Source organism: Pseudomonas sp. FG43 (assembly GCF_057809175.1).
Genome location: NZ_JBMDJL010000012.1, coordinates 106,899 through 122,473 on the forward strand (window position 1 = coordinate 106,899; position 15,575 = coordinate 122,473).

The following is a 15,575-nucleotide window of genomic DNA, read 5'->3' on the forward strand; positions in this document are numbered from 1 at the left end:
CAAAAGCCTCCTGCAAAACGGACTTAACGACTATAAAAAAGAGAAACTTCTTACAAGCCGCCTTAATGCACTTGTCTCTGGGACTATTCCTACACACTTATCAGGACAAGTTTCCTCAAACTCCGCCGCTAAACAGTCGACTGTATAAACCATGAGACTGTGCCATGAACATCAATTCGCCTTCCCCTGCCTTGCAAAACTGGCAACCCCCAGCAATTGAGCCTGCCTCAAGAGCTGTTTCTACTGACAAAATATCAAGCACACCGCCAGCAGCCATCAAGAGGGGGCATGATGCCAATGAAGCGTTTTATCGATCGGAAGAATCGCCTTGGCTACCCAAGACATCAAAAGGTGAGATTTTAGAGCCTTATAAAAATTTGTCCGACAAAACCACTGAAGACATGAGAAAAAACTATCTTGATAAAGAGTTAAAGACCTTCAACACGTCCATACATGCCATGTTCGACAATTTTCACGACTTCAAGCAGCAACTCTCCTTTCTGAATACGGCGCTGTCAAAGAAACACTTCGGCTTCACGCTCGGCCTGGACCAGCAGATAAAAGTGACCGACCCCGATGGCGTGCTGACACCGGCCGAACTCAGCTACCTGACGGAAAGTCTCAATGACCGCAGTGGGCTCAAAAAGAATCTGTTCACCCATGCCAAAAGCGTCATGACATTGACGGATCACTACACCGAGAAGTTCGGCAACGAGCACAGGCTCAATCTGGAGGCCTACAGCAAGGTCATTGATTATGGCCAGATATTCAGCCGCAATACCATCGGCAACTTCATGAACACCATCATCTACCAGATTGAACGCTTTGCACCCAAGCGAGAGGACAACGAAAAGCTTCTGGTCGATATCCAGGTCTGAAACAGACTGTTCGCTGCCTGAGCCATCAGGCAGCGAAACTTTCCTGTCGTTTAACTACCAGACCTGTTAACCAGCGAACGCTTGCAGATATGCCCGAAAGTGTATGCCTGCTGCTTATCGTCCAGGCTTTCAAGAAGTACATTATGTGCGCTGTATTTCCCGACTTTATAACGGGTGCTCCATATATTGTTACCCGTACTCCTGTGAACAAAATCCCCTGCCAGATCCCCGCCTTCACAACGTCCAAACTCAAGAAACATTGAGATCTGCCCACGGCTGTCAGAGGTGAGCACTTTATTGATCTCTGCATAACCTTCATGAGGCTCCAGCCTGAAATCCATTACCCCTCCCGCCAATGGGTAAGCCTTGCTATCGGTAAAGGTGGCCTCAAGCAATACCTTGGTATAAGCCTGAGTGGCGAGGAAGGAAGGCCTGGTCAATCCATAAGGAATTTTCAGGAAACCACCCTCATCATGAAGCTCATACTGCATATGGGGATACGACCCCACAACCATGCGGTAGTCAGCCTTCCCAAAGCTGGCCCCCTCAGCAGCCCTCACTCGAACATTGACCCGCGAGCCTGGTTTCAAGTCTCGAATGGCTTGCGGCCCCGTAGGCGTCTTGAGTTTCCATTCGCCATTATCGACCTGATACTCGACCTTCCACATAGCGCTCGATGCATCATAGCCAGGCGTCGCCAACAGTACATCCTGACCGCGCAACGATATAAAACGATAGCGATGCACCGATGTTGCACTTTGCAATGTCTGATTGACCTGGTTAAGGCGGTCACCCAAAAAGGTTGAGGCCTGTCCTGAAACTTCCTGCACTTGCGGTTCTTGCCCTGCTGGTAAACCGGGAGACTCGGCGATCTCTTTAGTGTGCGCAAAGGACTGGCATGTCATCACTAAAGCGCCAGACACCAGGAAACGATAAAAAAACCTTTTATTCTTATGCATGATAGCTCTCTCAATATTCCATTATTTATGCAGGGCTCTCTTGCCGCTGACAAACCGGACATAATCATCAGGGATCATGAAGATCAACCCTGGACAACATGAAAAAAGAAAATCCCTACAAAATATAAAACTCAAAACCAATCAGCCCTCTGCAATAGATTTGAGAGCAGCGTCTCACACAAGCCTCCTCTCGGAACTTTCCCACAACGTTATCAGGCCAAGTTTTACTTTCAGCGGCCGCTACTGATAGGGAATCAACCCATAAAGGAGCAAAACATGAATATCAGCAGCGTTGTATCAAATGCAGTAAAACCTCAACTACCTTCTGTTCAGGCCAGCACTTCAATACCCGCAAAAATGACTGTTCCAGAAGCAGAGCCCACCCTAAGTGCCAGGGAGGCACGAGCGAAAGAGTTTTATACTCGGGAGGAAGAGCCATGGAAGAACAAATTTTACTACAGTGGCTCTGGAGACCCTGACGAAGTCGGGACTCCCATGACCAAAGAAATATTTTTGGGTTTTGAAGAAATGCGTTCCGCCTCATACCTTTCTCTTCAACAGTGTTATTACGATCATTTCAGAAAAGAACTCATCGAGTTGAAACCGGAACTAGCGAAAAAAGGCTTTAGCTATACCCTTGGCGATGACGCACAAATAAAAGTTATCTCGTATGAAAACAGCCTGAGTGAGGATGAGATAAAGTGGCTTACAGACACACTCAACAACATCGAAGACTTCAAGGAAAGCGTTCAACTCCATGCTAAAAGCATGATGATTCTGGTGGATCACGACACAGAAACATTTGGGGGAAAATACAATATTAATCTCATGAATTTTCAAGACACCATTGATTACGGAAAAATCGTGGCCGTCAGAAAAAATGACCTGAGCGAAGAGTGGATACGGCAGATTGAACAAAATGCAGAGAAGCGGGAATCTCCACTGATCGATATCAAGGCTTGACTAACGAAGGGGGCTGCCCAATCAGGCAGCCCCCTACACGTCAAACACTATTTCTTAGTTTCTGGACCAATTAACCAGCGTTCGCTTGCAGATATGTCCAAAAGCGTACACATGTGGCTTATCTTCCAGACTCCCCAAAAGCAAATTCCGCGCACTGTACTTTCCATCCTTATAGAGAGTGCTCCATGTATTCCTGCCATTGTGTTTATGTACAAAATTATCTGCATACTTTCCGCCCTCACAAGGGCTAATCTCTATGAATTTTGAGATCTTCCCTGATGCGTCAGACGTAAACTCTTCCTCAATTTCCTTATACCCGTGATGAGGCTCCAACCTGAAACCCATCACCCCACCCTCCAACGGATAAGCCTTGCTATCGGTAAATGTCCCCTCAAGCAATGCTTTCGTAAAAGCCTGGGTGGCCAGAAAAGGAGGATCGGTCAAGCCATAGGGTATTTTCAGAAAACCCTCTTCATCATGAAGGTCATAGCGCATATGGGGGTACGAGCCGAACACGATGCGGTAACCCGCTTTATCAAATCTGGCGCCGTCAGAAGCCAGCACCCGAATATTGATCCGCGCTCCCGGTGTCAGGCTACGAAAAGCCTCAGGCCCGTTGTATTTCTTGAGCGTCCACTCTCCACCATCGACCTGATATTCAACCTTCCATACGCGATTCAATACACTGAGCCCCGGCGTTGCGAGTAATACATCCTGCCCGCGAATGGCTGTAAAACTATAACGGTCCACCGAAGTGTCGCTCTGTAATGTCTGCTCGATCTGATGAATGCGGTCGCTCAATACAGTAAAGGCTTCGCCTTCGATGTCTTGTACCTGTTGCTCCTGTCCGGCAGTCGAAGCGGGAGGTTCGACAGTTCCCTCCGTCTGCGCCAAAGAGTGACATGAAAACGCCCATAAAACCCCGGATAAGAACGCCGGGTAAAACCAGTTCCTGCTCTTGTTCATGATAACTTCCTTATTATTGATTTTATGCAGGGCACCCTTGCCACTGACAAGCCGGACATAATCACCAAGCCCTATCGGGTTCAATCCCGAATAAAATAAAAGGAAATGTCCTACATGTTTTAATTTCAGAAACCCCTTACGTTTTTCCAGGCAATATCTCTTGTTAATAAATACCAGCACAATGAAGTCGCCTGGTAGCCTCAACGCCCCTGCCCGCCTGAAATATCCCACGTCACAAGACAATTTTTCCCGCAGCTCCGGCCAGCGTCTAAGCTTGAGACAAGTGCGACTAACAGGGTGACCGGGCCAATCGATCATGGGCGTATTACGGCATTCCGATACCAGGCAAGGTGTGATTTCTGCTGAGCGTCAGGATGACCCTCCCATGTCCACTCCACCCCGCCGCAAGCGTTACGGGTGGAGGGTGTTCTGGGTCGTGGTGACGATGGGCGGCATTGCATTGGGAGCAGCCATTGCCGTCGAAAGCCGCAGTTCAAGGCTTCAGGCAAAGGAGTTCAGCCGCTTTGCCGCCAGCTTGAGCTATTCGCTCGAACCCGGCCCGAGCGATGCAGTGGTTTATCCCGGTGAGGGGCCTTTCGATAAACGCCTGGGCTATTCGTCGATGGATGAATTCCTGTCGCGCCTGCTCAAACGCGATTACCTGATTACCCGGCAGACACGCTTTTCACCCGAGCTGTTGCGCTACAGCCAACACGGCTTTTTCGTGCCTTACGAGGAGAAAATCCAGGCGGGCCTGTCGATCACCGACTGCCGCAGTGAACCGCTTTATGAGTTTCGCTATCCGCAGCAACTCTACGCCGACTTTGCCTCCATCCCGCCCTTGGTGGTGAACAGTCTTTTGTTTATCGAGAACCGAGATCTGCTGGATGAACAGCAACCACTGGCCAACCCGGCCGTGGACTGGCCGCGCTTCGCCAAGGCGGCACTGTCTCAGGTGGCCAAGATATTTGCGATCCCAGGCCAGTCAGCGGGCGGCAGTACCCTGGCGACACAACTGGAGAAATATCGCCACTCTCCGGACGGATTGACGCAATCGGGTTCAGAGAAACTACGTCAGATGATTTCTGCCAGTGTCCGGGCCTATCTGCCCGGCGAGCAGACCTTGCAGGCGCGTCAGCATGTGGTGCGTGACTACCTGAACAGCGTGCCACTTTCCGCGGTGCCCGGGCATGGCGAAGTTCATGGCATGGCTGAGGGCTTGCGAGTCTGGTTCGGTGCCGACTTTGCAAGGACCAACCAGGTACTCGCCTCAGACCCGAAAGACGCAAAAAGCCTGACCGAAAAAGGTCTGGCGCTGCGCGAGGTGTTATCGCTGGTGATTGCCCAGCGTCGTCCGTCCTATTACCTGACCAAAGGCCGACTGGAACTGGCGGATCTCACTGACAGCCATATTCGCTTGCTTGCACAGGCACAGGTCATCGATCAACCACTGGCCAATGCAGCACTGGCCAGCGCAGTCACTTACCGGGACTGGGTACAGCAACCGACAATTCAGCCCATTGAAACCAACAAGGGCATCAGTGTTGCCCGCAGCCGGCTGTCCAACCTGCTCAATCGCCCGCTCTACGATCTGGACCGGCTTGATCTGTCGGCCACCAGCACGTTGCAGGGCGAGCTGCAAAACAGCGTCAGCCAATACCTGCGCGATCTGGCGAACCCGGCCTTCGCCGAGAAAATCGGCCTGTTCGGCGAACGGCTCTTGTCCCCGGCAAGCACGGCTCAGGTGCGTTATAGCTTCACCCTGTTCGAGCGCGGCCCGGACGGTTCGCGGGTACGAGTGCAAACCGACAGCACCGACCAGCCGTTCGACATCAACGAAGGCAGCAAGCTGGAGCTGGGCTCCACTGCCAAGATGCGGGTGCTGACCACTTATCTGGAAATCATCGCCGAGCTGCACGCACGCTACGCCGACATGAGTGTTACAGAGTTGAGAAAGACCCCGGTCGAAGAGCCTGACCGGCTGACCCGCTGGGCTCTGGATTACCTGATACAGAACAAGGACCGGGACCTGGCGAAAATGCTCTCTGCGGCCCTGGATCGACAATATTCGGCCAGCCCTGGCGAAAGCTTTTTTACCGGTGGCGGCCTGCATCGCTTCAACAATTTCCGTCGCGAAGACAATGAGCGGATTCCGACGTTGCGCGAGTCCCTGCGCGAGTCGATCAACCTGCCCTTCATTCGACTGATGCGTGATCTGGTGCGCTACAGCACTTATCAGGCTCCAAACAACAGCGCTGCGCTGCTCAAGGATGATGACAACCCGCGCCGTCAGGAATACCTGAGCCAGTTTGCCGACCGAGAAGGCACGGTTTTTCTGCTCAAGTTCTGGAAGCGCTACAAGGACAAATCCACCCAGGAACGGCTGGACACCTTTCTCGATGGCATCAATCCCACTGCTGTCCGTTTGGCGGCAGTGCATCGCTACCTGTTGCCGGGTGCCGATCAGGATACGTTCAAGGCCTTCGTCCGCGCCCATCTGGTCGAAACCGGAACCGGCCCGAAACTCACCGAAAAGCGCCTGACAGAGCTTTACAAAAACTATGGGCCTGGCGCCTACGACTTGCCGGATCAGGGTTATATCGCGCGTGTCCATCCTCTGGATCTGTGGCTGCTCGGTTACCTGTTGAAATACCCCGACGCCCAGTTCAAGGATGCGGTTGCAGCCAGCCGTCATGAGCGCCAGGAAGTCTATGGCTGGCTGTTCAAGAGCCGACACAAGAGTGCTCGGGACAGCCGCATCCGTACGATGATGGAAGTCGAGGCGTTCCTGGATATCGAGCAACGCTGGCAGCGTGTGGGTTACCCGTTCGATCATCTGGTGCCTTCACTGGCAACCGCCATAGGCAGCTCGGGCGACCGGCCTGCGGCGCTGGCCGAGTTGATCGGCATCATCCAGAACGATGGTATTCGCCTGCCCGCCCTGCGCATCGACAGCCTGCACTTTGCTGCCGGCACACCTTATGAAACCGTGCTGGCCAGTAACCCTGAACTGGGCAAGCGCGTTCTGCCTTCGGAGGTCGCGGCAGCCATGCGTGAAGCGCTGTCGCAAGTGGTGGATGGCGGTACGGCCAAGCGTGTGCAAGGCACTTTCAAATTGCAGGATGGCAGCATCCTGGCCATGGGCGGCAAGACCGGTACAGGCGACAACCGCATCGAAAGCATTGGCGCGGGTGGACGGGTTATCAGTTCGAGGGCCATCAATCGCACGGCAACCTTTGTGTTCTACATCGGTGAAAACCACTTCGGCACCCTGACCGCCTTTGTCCCCGGACGCGCCGCCGAAGGCTTCAGATTTACTTCGGCCCTACCGGTGCAGGTACTCAAGGGCATGGCTCCCATCCTCACGCCCTATCTGGAAAATGGTGGACAGGCCATGTGCAGCACGCCCTCTACACGGCTGTAAGACCATTCGTCTGTATCTCTTTGCGAAGACTTAAAGATATATCTTAAGGTATATCTAAATCGTAACGAGAGATGAAGACAATGCGTGATGACCCTCACCGCCCCGATGACCGTCCACTGCTGCGCGAATATGGCGATGGCCGCGACGGTTTTGAAAAACGCCCCGGCCGTGAACGCGGCGGACGTGGCCCCCGGGTATTCGCTCCGGGCGACTTGAAGCTGTTGCTGCTGGCCCTGATTGCCGAACAGCCTTGCCATGGTTATGACCTGATCCGCCAGATCGAAGGCATGTTCGATGGCGCCTACAGCCCAAGCCCCGGCGTGATTTATCCCACCCTGACCTTTCTTGAAGAAAGCGAACTGATCCTGGGCGATGCCCAGGGCGGCAAGAAGCTCTACACCATCACTGTTGCCGGTCTGCAATCGCTGACCGAGCAGGCCGTTGCGCTGGATGGCGTGCGCATGCGGATCGAAGTCAGCAAGCGCTCTTTGCGCGGGCATGACCGGCCACCGGAAATCCATGAAGCGGTACACAACCTGCGTCATGCGCTGCAAATGCACCATGGCCGCTGGAGCCCGGAAGAAATTCTGCGTGTTCGCGACCTGCTCAATGAAACCGCCAAATCCATCGTTGATGGCCCCCAATCTGTGTCGGAGAAGTCCGTATGAATTCGCAGCAGTCGATCCATCGCGTCAACCATGAAATCAAACTGCGCAAGCTCGAAGTCTTGCGTGTGACCGACCTGACACCGCTGATGCGTCGTGTCACCTTATACGGGCCACAACTGGCAGGCTTCATCAGCCTGGGCACCGATGACCACGTAAAGCTGCTGTTCGCCCAGACTCCCGAAGAGCAGGCCGCGCTGGAGAGCTTCACGCCCGGCGGCAGCAGCGACGGCCCGCGCCCCGCCATGCGTGACTACACGCCGCGTCGTTACGATGAAACGGCAGGCGAACTGGATATCGATTTTGTCCTGCACGGTGACGGGCCGGCCGCGACATGGGCAGCTCAGGCCGAGCCGGGGCAATTCCTGCACATAGCCGGCCCGCGCGGCTCGATGGTGGTGCCGGATATCTTCGACAGCTATCTGCTGATCGGCGACGAAACCGCTATCCCGGCCATTGCCCGGCGTCTGGAGTCGCTACCAGCGAATCGCATTGCGCGGGTGGTGGTCGAGATTGCGAACAAGGATGAGCAACAGGTTTTCACAAGCCAGGCGCAGATCGATGTCACCTGGGTCATTCGCGGCGAACAGAATCTGGTGGATGTTGCGCGCCGTCTGGAAGTGCCTGCCGGCAAGCTCTACGCCTGGGTTGCAACCGAAGCGGCCTTGTCACGCAAGATTCGCCGCGTGCTGCTTGACGATCTGGGCCTTGATGACGGGTTTGTGAAAGCAGCAGGTTACTGGCGTCTTGAGGAAAATGATGAGTCTCTGTAGGCAAACCATTTATCGATCCCCAGCAAAACCAGCGCAATCCCCACAAACCCAAGCAACACGCCACCCGCATTGATGAAGGCCTTGGCATAACCCAACGTGCCGACATCAATGAAGGGGTACATATAATCCCCCAGCGCATCGCCGCGCAGCAGGACGTAGCCGAAATAGAGTATCGGATACAGCGTCCATAGCAGCACGTGGGTAAAGCGCAGCCTGCCTTTGGGCACATACAGCCACCAATAAACCACGAAGATAAGTGGCATGGCGTCGTGCAGCAACTCGTCCGCAATCCACTGCCAGCCTTGTGGCTGCCACAGATGGCGCAACAGCAGGTTATAGGCGAGGCCTACCAGTGCAATGCTGACGGCAATACCGCCACACACGACCGGGTTGCGAAAGAAATCATGCCCGCGGGACTGACGACGACTCAATGCACAAGTCAGCGCCACTGCCACCAGTGTGTTGCTCAAGACGGTAAAGAAGCTGAAAAACCGGATCAGTCCGCCCAGCAGGCTGGCTTGATCGACCCAGCGCGCCCAGAAAATCAGATACATCTGAATGGCCAGCCCGGACCATCCCAGAAAGGCGGCAATAAGCGTGTAGCGACGCTGTCCCTGCGCCTGTTGCGGGTGTTCGCTGTGCATCTTTTGATCCTTGAAGGCCAGCGTCCCTGCCGTGCGTTTTTACCAGCCCTTGCTGCGATGCAGCTTCACGTACAGCGCTTCCACTTTCTCGCGAGCCCAAGGCGTCTTGCGCAGGAAAGTCAGGCTGGACTTGATGCTCGGATCACTCTTGAAGCAGCGAATGTCGATGCGCTCAGCCAGACCGGACCATTGATAGTGCTCAACCAGAGCCTTGAGGATCTGCTCAAGCGTAACGCCGTGCAGTGGGTCGTTTTGGGTTGTTGTCATGACTGACCTTGCAGCTTGATGAATGCGAAGGTGCGCACCTTAGCCGAGCCATCAAAAGGTAGGAAGAGCTTAGCGTGAGATGAGTGAAGTTTCGCCAACTCCGACCACAAGAAGCCCTCACAGCAAGACACGGAAAAGTTCCCCTTTTCACGCCAAAAAGAGATGTTATAGTGTAACAATAAATTACTTACCTATCCGCTTAACTCTCGACTGGGGCTTTGCCATGCGCCCTGCCAAGGAAACCGATATGTCACCGATGCACCGCAACCTGCTCTGGCGCCTGACGCCACTGGCAACCGCTCTGCTGCTTGCCGCGCCGGCCCATGCAGCAGAAAGCCTTGAGCTGCAACCTCAGGTCATCACGGCCAACCCGCTGGGCAGCGATCAACTGGCAACGCCGACAACGGTTCTGGAAGGCGATGCCCTGACGTTTGAACAGAAAGGCAGCCTGGGTGAGACGCTGAACAAGCAGCCAGGGGTTTCTTCGTCTTACTTCGGGCCTGGAGCCAGCCGCCCGATCATTCGCGGCATGGATGGTGACCGGATTCGTATCCTGCGCAATGGCGTAGGCGCGCTGGATGCATCGTCCCTGTCCTATGACCACGCAGTACCGCTGGACCCGGTGAATGTCGACCGTATCGAAATCGTACGTGGCCCGGCAGCCCTGCTTTATGGCGGCAGCGCTATCGGCGGTGTGGTCAACACCTTTGACAATCGTATTCCCACCGAAGCCATCGAAGGCATTCACGGTGCCGGCGAGCTGCGTTACGGCGGTGCCGATACCACCCGTAGCAGCGCTGGCAAACTGGAAGCCGGTAACGGGCAGTTCGCTTTGCACATCGATGCCAACTCTCGTCAGTTCAATGACCTGCGCATTCCCGGCTATGCCCGCACCAGCGAACTGCGCGCACAAGGCAGCGAAGACGGAGACAAGAAAAAACGTCTGAGCAACAGCGATGGACGTCAGGACGGCGGCGCAGTCGGCGGTTCCTATACATGGGATGACGGTTACGCCGGTGTCTCGTACAGCAACTATGACTCCAACTACGGCTCACCCGCCGAACAGGACGTGCGCATCCGCATGCAGCAGGAGCATTACGCTTTCGCTTCCGAGATCCGCAATCTGTCCGGGCCTTTCACTTCGGTCAAACTCGATGCGGGCTACACCGACTACGAACACCGCGAAATCGAAGGCGGCGAAGTCGGTACAACCTTCAAGAACAAGGGTTATGAGGCCCGCATCGAAGCCCGCCACCAACCGATCGGCCCACTCAATGGCGTAGTCGGCGCACAAGTGACCCGCAACGAATTTTCTGCCTTGGGTGAAGAAGCCTTCGTGCCGCAAACCGATACCAATGCCGGCGCGCTGTTCATTCTTGAGGAGCTGCAAGCCACCGAGCGCTTGAAACTGAGCCTGGGTGGACGCATCGAGCACACCACGGTCGATCCCGATGCCCAGGGCAAGGATCGTTTCGCCGCCGCCGAGAACTCCAGCACATTCACAGCGGGCAGCCTGTCGTCGGGCGCGGTCTACACCCTGACACCGGTCTGGTCCCTGGCCGCGACACTGGGCTATACCGAACGGGCTCCAACCTTCTATGAGCTGTATGCCAACGGCGCCCACGTCGCCACCGGCACCTATGAACGCGGCAATGCCGACCTGTCGAAAGAGAAAGCGGTTTCCAGCGACCTGGCCCTGCGTTTCGACAACGGCACACACAAAGGCAGCGCGGGCGTGTTCTACAGCTACTTCTCCAATTACATCGGCTTGCTGGGCAGTGGTCGTACGGTCGATGACGACGGCGAAGACGATGCCAATGGCATCCCGGAATACAACTATGCAGGCGTTCGTGCCCGCTTCAGCGGTATCGAGGCTCAGGATCACTGGAAACTGGGTGAAAACCAGTACGGCAGCCTGGCACTGGAGCTGTCCGGTGACTACACCCGCGCCAAAAATCTGGATACCGGCGAAGCCCTGCCCCGTATCGCACCTCTGCGCCTGAACAGTGGCCTGCTGTGGGAGCTGGACAAATGGCAGGCGCGCATCGATGTCGAACATGCCAGCTCGCAGCATCGTGTTCCGGATAACGAATCCAGCACCGACGGCTACACCACACTGGGCGCCAGCGCCGGTTATCGTTTCAACCTGGGCGGCAGCCAGTGGCTGGCCTTCGTCAACGGCGAGAACCTGACCAACCAGACGGTACGCTACGCCAGCTCGATCCTGCGGGATATCGCACCGGCTCAGGGCCGTAGCGTGGAAGTCGGTTTGCGCACCACTTTCTGACGCCCCCAAAGAAAGAAGCGCCTGCGTGCAATGCGCAGGCGCCTTCGGGTTGCACTGTTGCGGATCATGCAAGGGTCCGTATCAGGTTTGTGACTGTTTACAAAATCATTAGCACCCTATCATTTTCCCTCCTGAACTGACGTTCTGCCCGCTCGGGCTGTGCCTGTCACCACCATTTCAATGCACGAATCCATACCTTGGCGGTCTACGCCTCAACGCCCGGTTTTCGGGCCTGAGCAGGACCTTCTGACCAATGGTTGATTTCTGCTGTCGGGAATTCGTTTCAAGAACTAGCGTTCAAAAACATGACGCCAACGTGCAACACACAACGTAGCGTCAATAAAACAATGAAATCGTCACGGAGATTTGCATTATGAGCACTGAAGGTGCTTTGAGTAGAAATCGCCTGTTACCCACATTGCTCGGTCTGGTGATCGCGCTGATGGGACTGGTCCTCTTGGCTGGCGGCCTGCGCCTGATACAACTGGACGGCTCGCTCTACTACCTGCTGGCAGGCATCGGTTTTACGGTAACCGGCGTATTGCTCATCATGGGACGTCACTTCGCACTTGGCCTGTATGCAGTGCTGCTGTTTGCGAGCACGGTCTGGGCATTGTGGGAGGTAGGCCTGGACTGGTGGCAACTGGTACCACGGCTGGCGCTCTGGTTCGCGCTGGGCATTGTCCTGCTGTTGCCATGGTTTCGTCGGCCTCTGCTGCGTGGCGAGCCTGCCCGCCTGGGAACCGGTGCCCTGACTGTCGCCGTAGTGCTGGCAGGTGTTGCCGCGCTGGCCAGCCAGTTCACAAACCCCGGCCGTATCGAAGGGCAACTGGATCGTGAAACCGCTGGCACCGCGAACACCGCTCCTGCCATGCCCGATGGCGACTGGCAGTCCTATGGCCGTACCGCCTTTGGCGACCGCTACTCGCCGCTGGCCCAGATCACGCCGGAAAACGTCAGCAAGCTGGTCCCGGCCTGGACCTATCGCACAGGCGATATTCCCGGGCCGGGTGACCCGGGAGAAACCACTGCCGAAAACACGCCGCTCAAGGTCAACGGCATGTTGTACGTGTGTACGCCGCACAGCCAGGTGATTGCACTGGACCCGGACAGCGGCAAGGAAATCTGGCGCTTCGATCCGAAGATCAGCACCCAGAGTGCAGAAAACTTCAAAGGCTGGGCACACATGACCTGCCGTGGCGTCTCGTATCACGATGACGCGGCCTACGCAGCGAGCAGCCCTGCTCAAAGCCCGGCAACACCGGTAGCCGCGAGCACGACAGGCAACGCCTGCCCGCGCCGTATCTTCCTGCCCACTGCCGATACCCGTCTGATCGCCCTCAATGCCGACACCGGCAAGATGTGTGAAGACTTCGGCAACAAAGGCTCAATCGATCTGAGCGCCAATATCGGCACCTTCGCGCCGGGCGGCTACTACTCCACGTCGCCACCGGCGGTGACCAGGGATCTGGTGGTGATCGGCGGCCATGTCACCGATAACGTCTCCACCGACGAACCTTCGGGCGTCATCCGCGCCTACGATGTTCACACGGGCCGTCTGGTCTGGAACTGGGACAGTGGCAACCCGGACGATACGACGCCTATTGCCGAAGGCAAGACCTACACCCGCAACTCACCGAACATGTGGTCCATGTTCAGTGTCGATGAAAAACTGGGCATGCTTTACCTGCCCATGGGCAACCAGATGCCCGACCAGTGGGGCGGCAACCGCACTCCTGGCTCGGAGAAATACAGCGCAGGCCTGGTAGCGCTGGACATCGCCACCGGTCATGTGCGCTGGAACTATCAGTTCACTCATCACGATCTGTGGGACATGGACGTGGGCGGTCAGCCGACGCTCATGGACATGAAAACCGCCGATGGCGTCAAACCGGCGGTACTGGCCTCGACCAAGCAAGGCAGCATCTATGTGCTGGACCGCAGCAACGGCCAGCCCATCGTGCCGATCAGGGAAGTGCCGGTGCCGCAAGGCGCGGTCGAAGGGGATCACACCTCGCCGACCCAGCCCAAGTCCGACCTGAACTTCATGCCACCGCCCCTCAAGGAACGTGACATGTGGGGTGTGACGCCATTCGATCAGATGCTGTGCCGGATCGACTTCAAATCCTTGCGCTACGAAGGCCCGTTCACACCGCCATCGCTGCAAGGCTCGATCGTTTACCCGGGTAACTTCGGCGTGTTCGACTGGGGCGGCATCTCGATTGACCCGGTTCGCCAGATCGCTTTCGTCAACCCGAGTTACATGGCGTTCCGCTCGAAACTGGTCCCCGCAGCCGAGGTTGAAGCAGGCCCTGGCCGCAAGAGCGAAACCGAAGGCGTACAACCGAACAAGGGCGCACCTTATGGCGTGATACTCGAAGCCTTGCTCTCACCCATGGGCCTGCCTTGCCAGGCGCCAGCATGGGGTTATGTGGCAGCAGTGGACCTGACTAATCACAAGACCATCTGGATGCACAAGAACGGCACCGTGCGTGACAGCTCGCCGGTCCCTGTCCCGCTGACAATGGGCGTTCCAAGCCTGGGCGGTACGTTCACCACCGCCAGTGGCCTGGCGTTCCTGAGCGGTACGCTGGACCAATACCTGCGCGCCTACGATGTTCGTAACGGCAAACAGTTGTGGGAAGCACGTCTGCCAGCAGGCGCCCAGACCACACCAATGACGTACACCGGCAAGGACGGCCAGCAATATGTGCTGGTGGTGGCCGGTGGTCATGGTTCGCTGGGGACTAAACAGGGAGACTATGTAATGGCGTTCAAACTGCCGAAATGATGTTTCTCTGAATCAACAAGAAAGGCGGCTACCCTGAGGGAGCCGCCTTTCTTGTTTCAAGCTCGATGCGTCAGTGAAACGCGATCAGCAACCTTTGGAACCGGCCTTGGGTACAAACGCCGTTTTCACACCCGGTTTGAAGGTGATGTAAGCACGACGCCATGGCTCGTCACCGACCATCTGCCAGCGGTGGCCTTCGCCTGTGGTGTCTTGCGCAACCAGCACATCACCAGGACGCAGGACAAAAGTTTCGCCGCCTGTGGTGAAGAACTCCAGCGTGCCGGTGAGGGTGATCACGTATTGCTCTTCAGGAGCAGGGTGCCAATCGTAGGACGAATGGGGTGCTGTTTCCTTGAAGTGGATGATGTCCACGTCTGTGCGGAATTTCTGATCAATCGTGCCTTCCTGGATGTGCGCACGGTTATCAGTGCCCGTGCACAGCTTGAACGCTCTTATCCCCTGCTGCGCAACCTCTGTAGCGGGTGCCGCAGCGTGCGCGGCCCCCAGAGGAAGCATCACCACAGCCGCCATGGCAACTCCGGCTCCCAATACGCGAATCAACTCCAGTTGACGAGAGACTACATTTTTCAAAAACAGACTTTGCTTCTGCAACATATAACTTCCCTGAGAAATGTGACACACACTGAAAACGGCCCTGGTTATCCAAAGGGATGACCAAAGCAAAAAGGTTTGAATAGGCATTGCCGTCTTTTAAGACAAGTAAGCCGTCTGATGCGGCGTTCACCTCACATACGACTGTGTATCAACTTCAATACAAAAGAGTTATGCGCAAACGGACATTTGTTGATAACCCCCCGGCGCTGAAGGGCGAGAGATAGCCTGCCTTGAGCGCTGGAATGAAATACCACACCTCTGAAAAATTTAGAAATATTTTTTAAAGGCGGATTTTTCATTTCCATTCTATGGGCTTTTAGCGCATCGGTTTATGTACCGAATA

Annotated in this window: 12 protein-coding genes; 7 read left to right on the forward strand and 5 right to left on the reverse strand. The window is 55.7% G+C overall.

What is annotated here, in order from left to right; translation table 11 throughout:
- Nucleotides 1–164 precede the first annotated feature (164 nt).
- Nucleotides 165–878, forward strand: coding sequence for a hypothetical protein (locus ACODS3_RS15800; RefSeq protein ID WP_489035164.1), 714 nt, complete (start codon nucleotides 165–167; stop codon nucleotides 876–878).
- A 50-nt stretch (nucleotides 879–928) separates the two neighbouring features.
- Here ACODS3_RS15800 and ACODS3_RS15805 read toward each other — a convergent pair whose 3' ends face one another.
- Nucleotides 929–1,837, reverse strand: coding sequence for a hypothetical protein (locus tag ACODS3_RS15805; RefSeq protein WP_304574923.1), 909 nt, complete (start codon nucleotides 1,835–1,837; stop codon nucleotides 929–931).
- 276 nt (nucleotides 1,838–2,113) lie between these two features.
- Here ACODS3_RS15805 and ACODS3_RS15810 point away from each other — a divergent pair, with 276 nt between their 5' ends.
- Complete coding sequence (locus tag ACODS3_RS15810) at nucleotides 2,114–2,800, forward strand: hypothetical protein (protein WP_489035166.1); 687 nt, start codon at nucleotides 2,114–2,116, stop codon at nucleotides 2,798–2,800.
- A gap of 54 nt (nucleotides 2,801–2,854) precedes the next feature.
- Here ACODS3_RS15810 and ACODS3_RS15815 read toward each other — a convergent pair whose 3' ends face one another.
- A complete protein-coding gene (locus ACODS3_RS15815) occupies nucleotides 2,855–3,766 on the reverse strand; it encodes a hypothetical protein (protein ID WP_489035223.1) in 912 nt (303 codons plus the stop codon).
- A 316-nt stretch (nucleotides 3,767–4,082) separates the two neighbouring features.
- Here ACODS3_RS15815 and ACODS3_RS15820 point away from each other — a divergent pair, with 316 nt between their 5' ends.
- The 3 genes from ACODS3_RS15820 to ACODS3_RS15830 all read left to right on the forward strand — a co-directional run bounded on the left by ACODS3_RS15820 (nucleotide 4,083) and on the right by ACODS3_RS15830 (nucleotide 8,628).
- The gene (locus ACODS3_RS15820) at nucleotides 4,083–7,190 is read left to right on the forward strand and encodes a biosynthetic peptidoglycan transglycosylase (protein WP_201017388.1); all 3,108 of its coding nucleotides are present in this window, start codon (nucleotides 4,083–4,085) and stop codon (nucleotides 7,188–7,190) included.
- A 71-nt stretch (nucleotides 7,191–7,261) separates the two neighbouring features.
- Complete coding sequence (locus tag ACODS3_RS15825) at nucleotides 7,262–7,858, forward strand: PadR family transcriptional regulator (protein WP_201017389.1); 597 nt, start codon at nucleotides 7,262–7,264, stop codon at nucleotides 7,856–7,858.
- Nucleotides 7,855–8,628, forward strand: coding sequence for a siderophore-interacting protein (locus tag ACODS3_RS15830; protein WP_489035169.1), 774 nt, complete (start codon nucleotides 7,855–7,857; stop codon nucleotides 8,626–8,628). Before ACODS3_RS15825 ends, ACODS3_RS15830 begins: the two co-directional genes overlap by 4 nt.
- Here ACODS3_RS15830 and ACODS3_RS15835 read toward each other — a convergent pair.
- The gene (locus tag ACODS3_RS15835) at nucleotides 8,592–9,272 is read right to left on the reverse strand and encodes a Pr6Pr family membrane protein (RefSeq protein WP_489035171.1); all 681 of its coding nucleotides are present in this window, start codon (nucleotides 9,270–9,272) and stop codon (nucleotides 8,592–8,594) included. The genes ACODS3_RS15830 and ACODS3_RS15835 overlap by 37 nt on opposite strands.
- Nucleotides 9,273–9,311: 39 nt before the next feature.
- Nucleotides 9,312–9,539 (reverse strand): VF530 family protein, encoded by a 228-nt coding sequence (locus tag ACODS3_RS15840; protein ID WP_201000158.1) that lies wholly within the window; start codon nucleotides 9,537–9,539, stop codon nucleotides 9,312–9,314.
- Nucleotides 9,540–9,795: 256 nt separating this feature from the next.
- Between ACODS3_RS15840 and ACODS3_RS15845 the strand changes: the two genes are divergently transcribed.
- Both ACODS3_RS15845 and ACODS3_RS15850 read left to right on the forward strand, forming a co-directional pair.
- Nucleotides 9,796–11,826, forward strand: coding sequence for a TonB-dependent receptor (locus ACODS3_RS15845; protein ID WP_489035225.1), 2,031 nt, complete (start codon nucleotides 9,796–9,798; stop codon nucleotides 11,824–11,826).
- A gap of 373 nt (nucleotides 11,827–12,199) precedes the next feature.
- Nucleotides 12,200–14,617 (forward strand): glucose/quinate/shikimate family membrane-bound PQQ-dependent dehydrogenase, encoded by a 2,418-nt coding sequence (locus ACODS3_RS15850; protein ID WP_489035173.1) that lies wholly within the window; start codon nucleotides 12,200–12,202, stop codon nucleotides 14,615–14,617.
- A gap of 84 nt (nucleotides 14,618–14,701) precedes the next feature.
- Here the strand turns inward: ACODS3_RS15850 and ACODS3_RS15855 are convergent, their stop codons facing one another.
- Nucleotides 14,702–15,148 (reverse strand): cupin domain-containing protein, encoded by a 447-nt coding sequence (locus ACODS3_RS15855; RefSeq protein ID WP_304574959.1) that lies wholly within the window; start codon nucleotides 15,146–15,148, stop codon nucleotides 14,702–14,704.
- Nucleotides 15,149–15,575 lie beyond the last annotated feature (427 nt).

What these genes read in the sequence shown, in the direction of transcription:
- ACODS3_RS15840 (WP_201000158.1), bottom strand. Translation starts at nt 9,539, where the DNA reads ATGACAACAACCCAAAACGACCCACTGCACGGCGTTACGCTTGAGCAG.
- ACODS3_RS15855 (WP_304574959.1), bottom strand. Translation starts at nt 15,148, where the DNA reads ATGGCGGCTGTGGTGATGCTTCCTCTGGGGGCCGCGCACGCTGCGGCA.
- ACODS3_RS15800 (WP_489035164.1), top strand. Translation starts at nt 165, where the DNA reads ATGAACATCAATTCGCCTTCCCCTGCCTTGCAAAACTGGCAACCCCCA.
- ACODS3_RS15825 (WP_201017389.1), top strand. Translation starts at nt 7,262, where the DNA reads ATGAAGACAATGCGTGATGACCCTCACCGCCCCGATGACCGTCCACTG.
- ACODS3_RS15830 (WP_489035169.1), top strand. Translation starts at nt 7,855, where the DNA reads ATGAATTCGCAGCAGTCGATCCATCGCGTCAACCATGAAATCAAACTG.
- ACODS3_RS15810 (WP_489035166.1), top strand. Translation starts at nt 2,114, where the DNA reads ATGAATATCAGCAGCGTTGTATCAAATGCAGTAAAACCTCAACTACCT.
- ACODS3_RS15815 (WP_489035223.1), bottom strand. Translation starts at nt 3,766, where the DNA reads ATGAACAAGAGCAGGAACTGGTTTTACCCGGCGTTCTTATCCGGGGTT.
- ACODS3_RS15845 (WP_489035225.1), top strand. Translation starts at nt 9,796, where the DNA reads ATGCACCGCAACCTGCTCTGGCGCCTGACGCCACTGGCAACCGCTCTG.
- ACODS3_RS15835 (WP_489035171.1), bottom strand. Translation starts at nt 9,272, where the DNA reads ATGCACAGCGAACACCCGCAACAGGCGCAGGGACAGCGTCGCTACACG.
- ACODS3_RS15850 (WP_489035173.1), top strand. Translation starts at nt 12,200, where the DNA reads ATGAGCACTGAAGGTGCTTTGAGTAGAAATCGCCTGTTACCCACATTG.
- ACODS3_RS15820 (WP_201017388.1), top strand. Translation starts at nt 4,083, where the DNA reads ATGGGCGTATTACGGCATTCCGATACCAGGCAAGGTGTGATTTCTGCT.
- ACODS3_RS15805 (WP_304574923.1), bottom strand. Translation starts at nt 1,837, where the DNA reads ATGCATAAGAATAAAAGGTTTTTTTATCGTTTCCTGGTGTCTGGCGCT.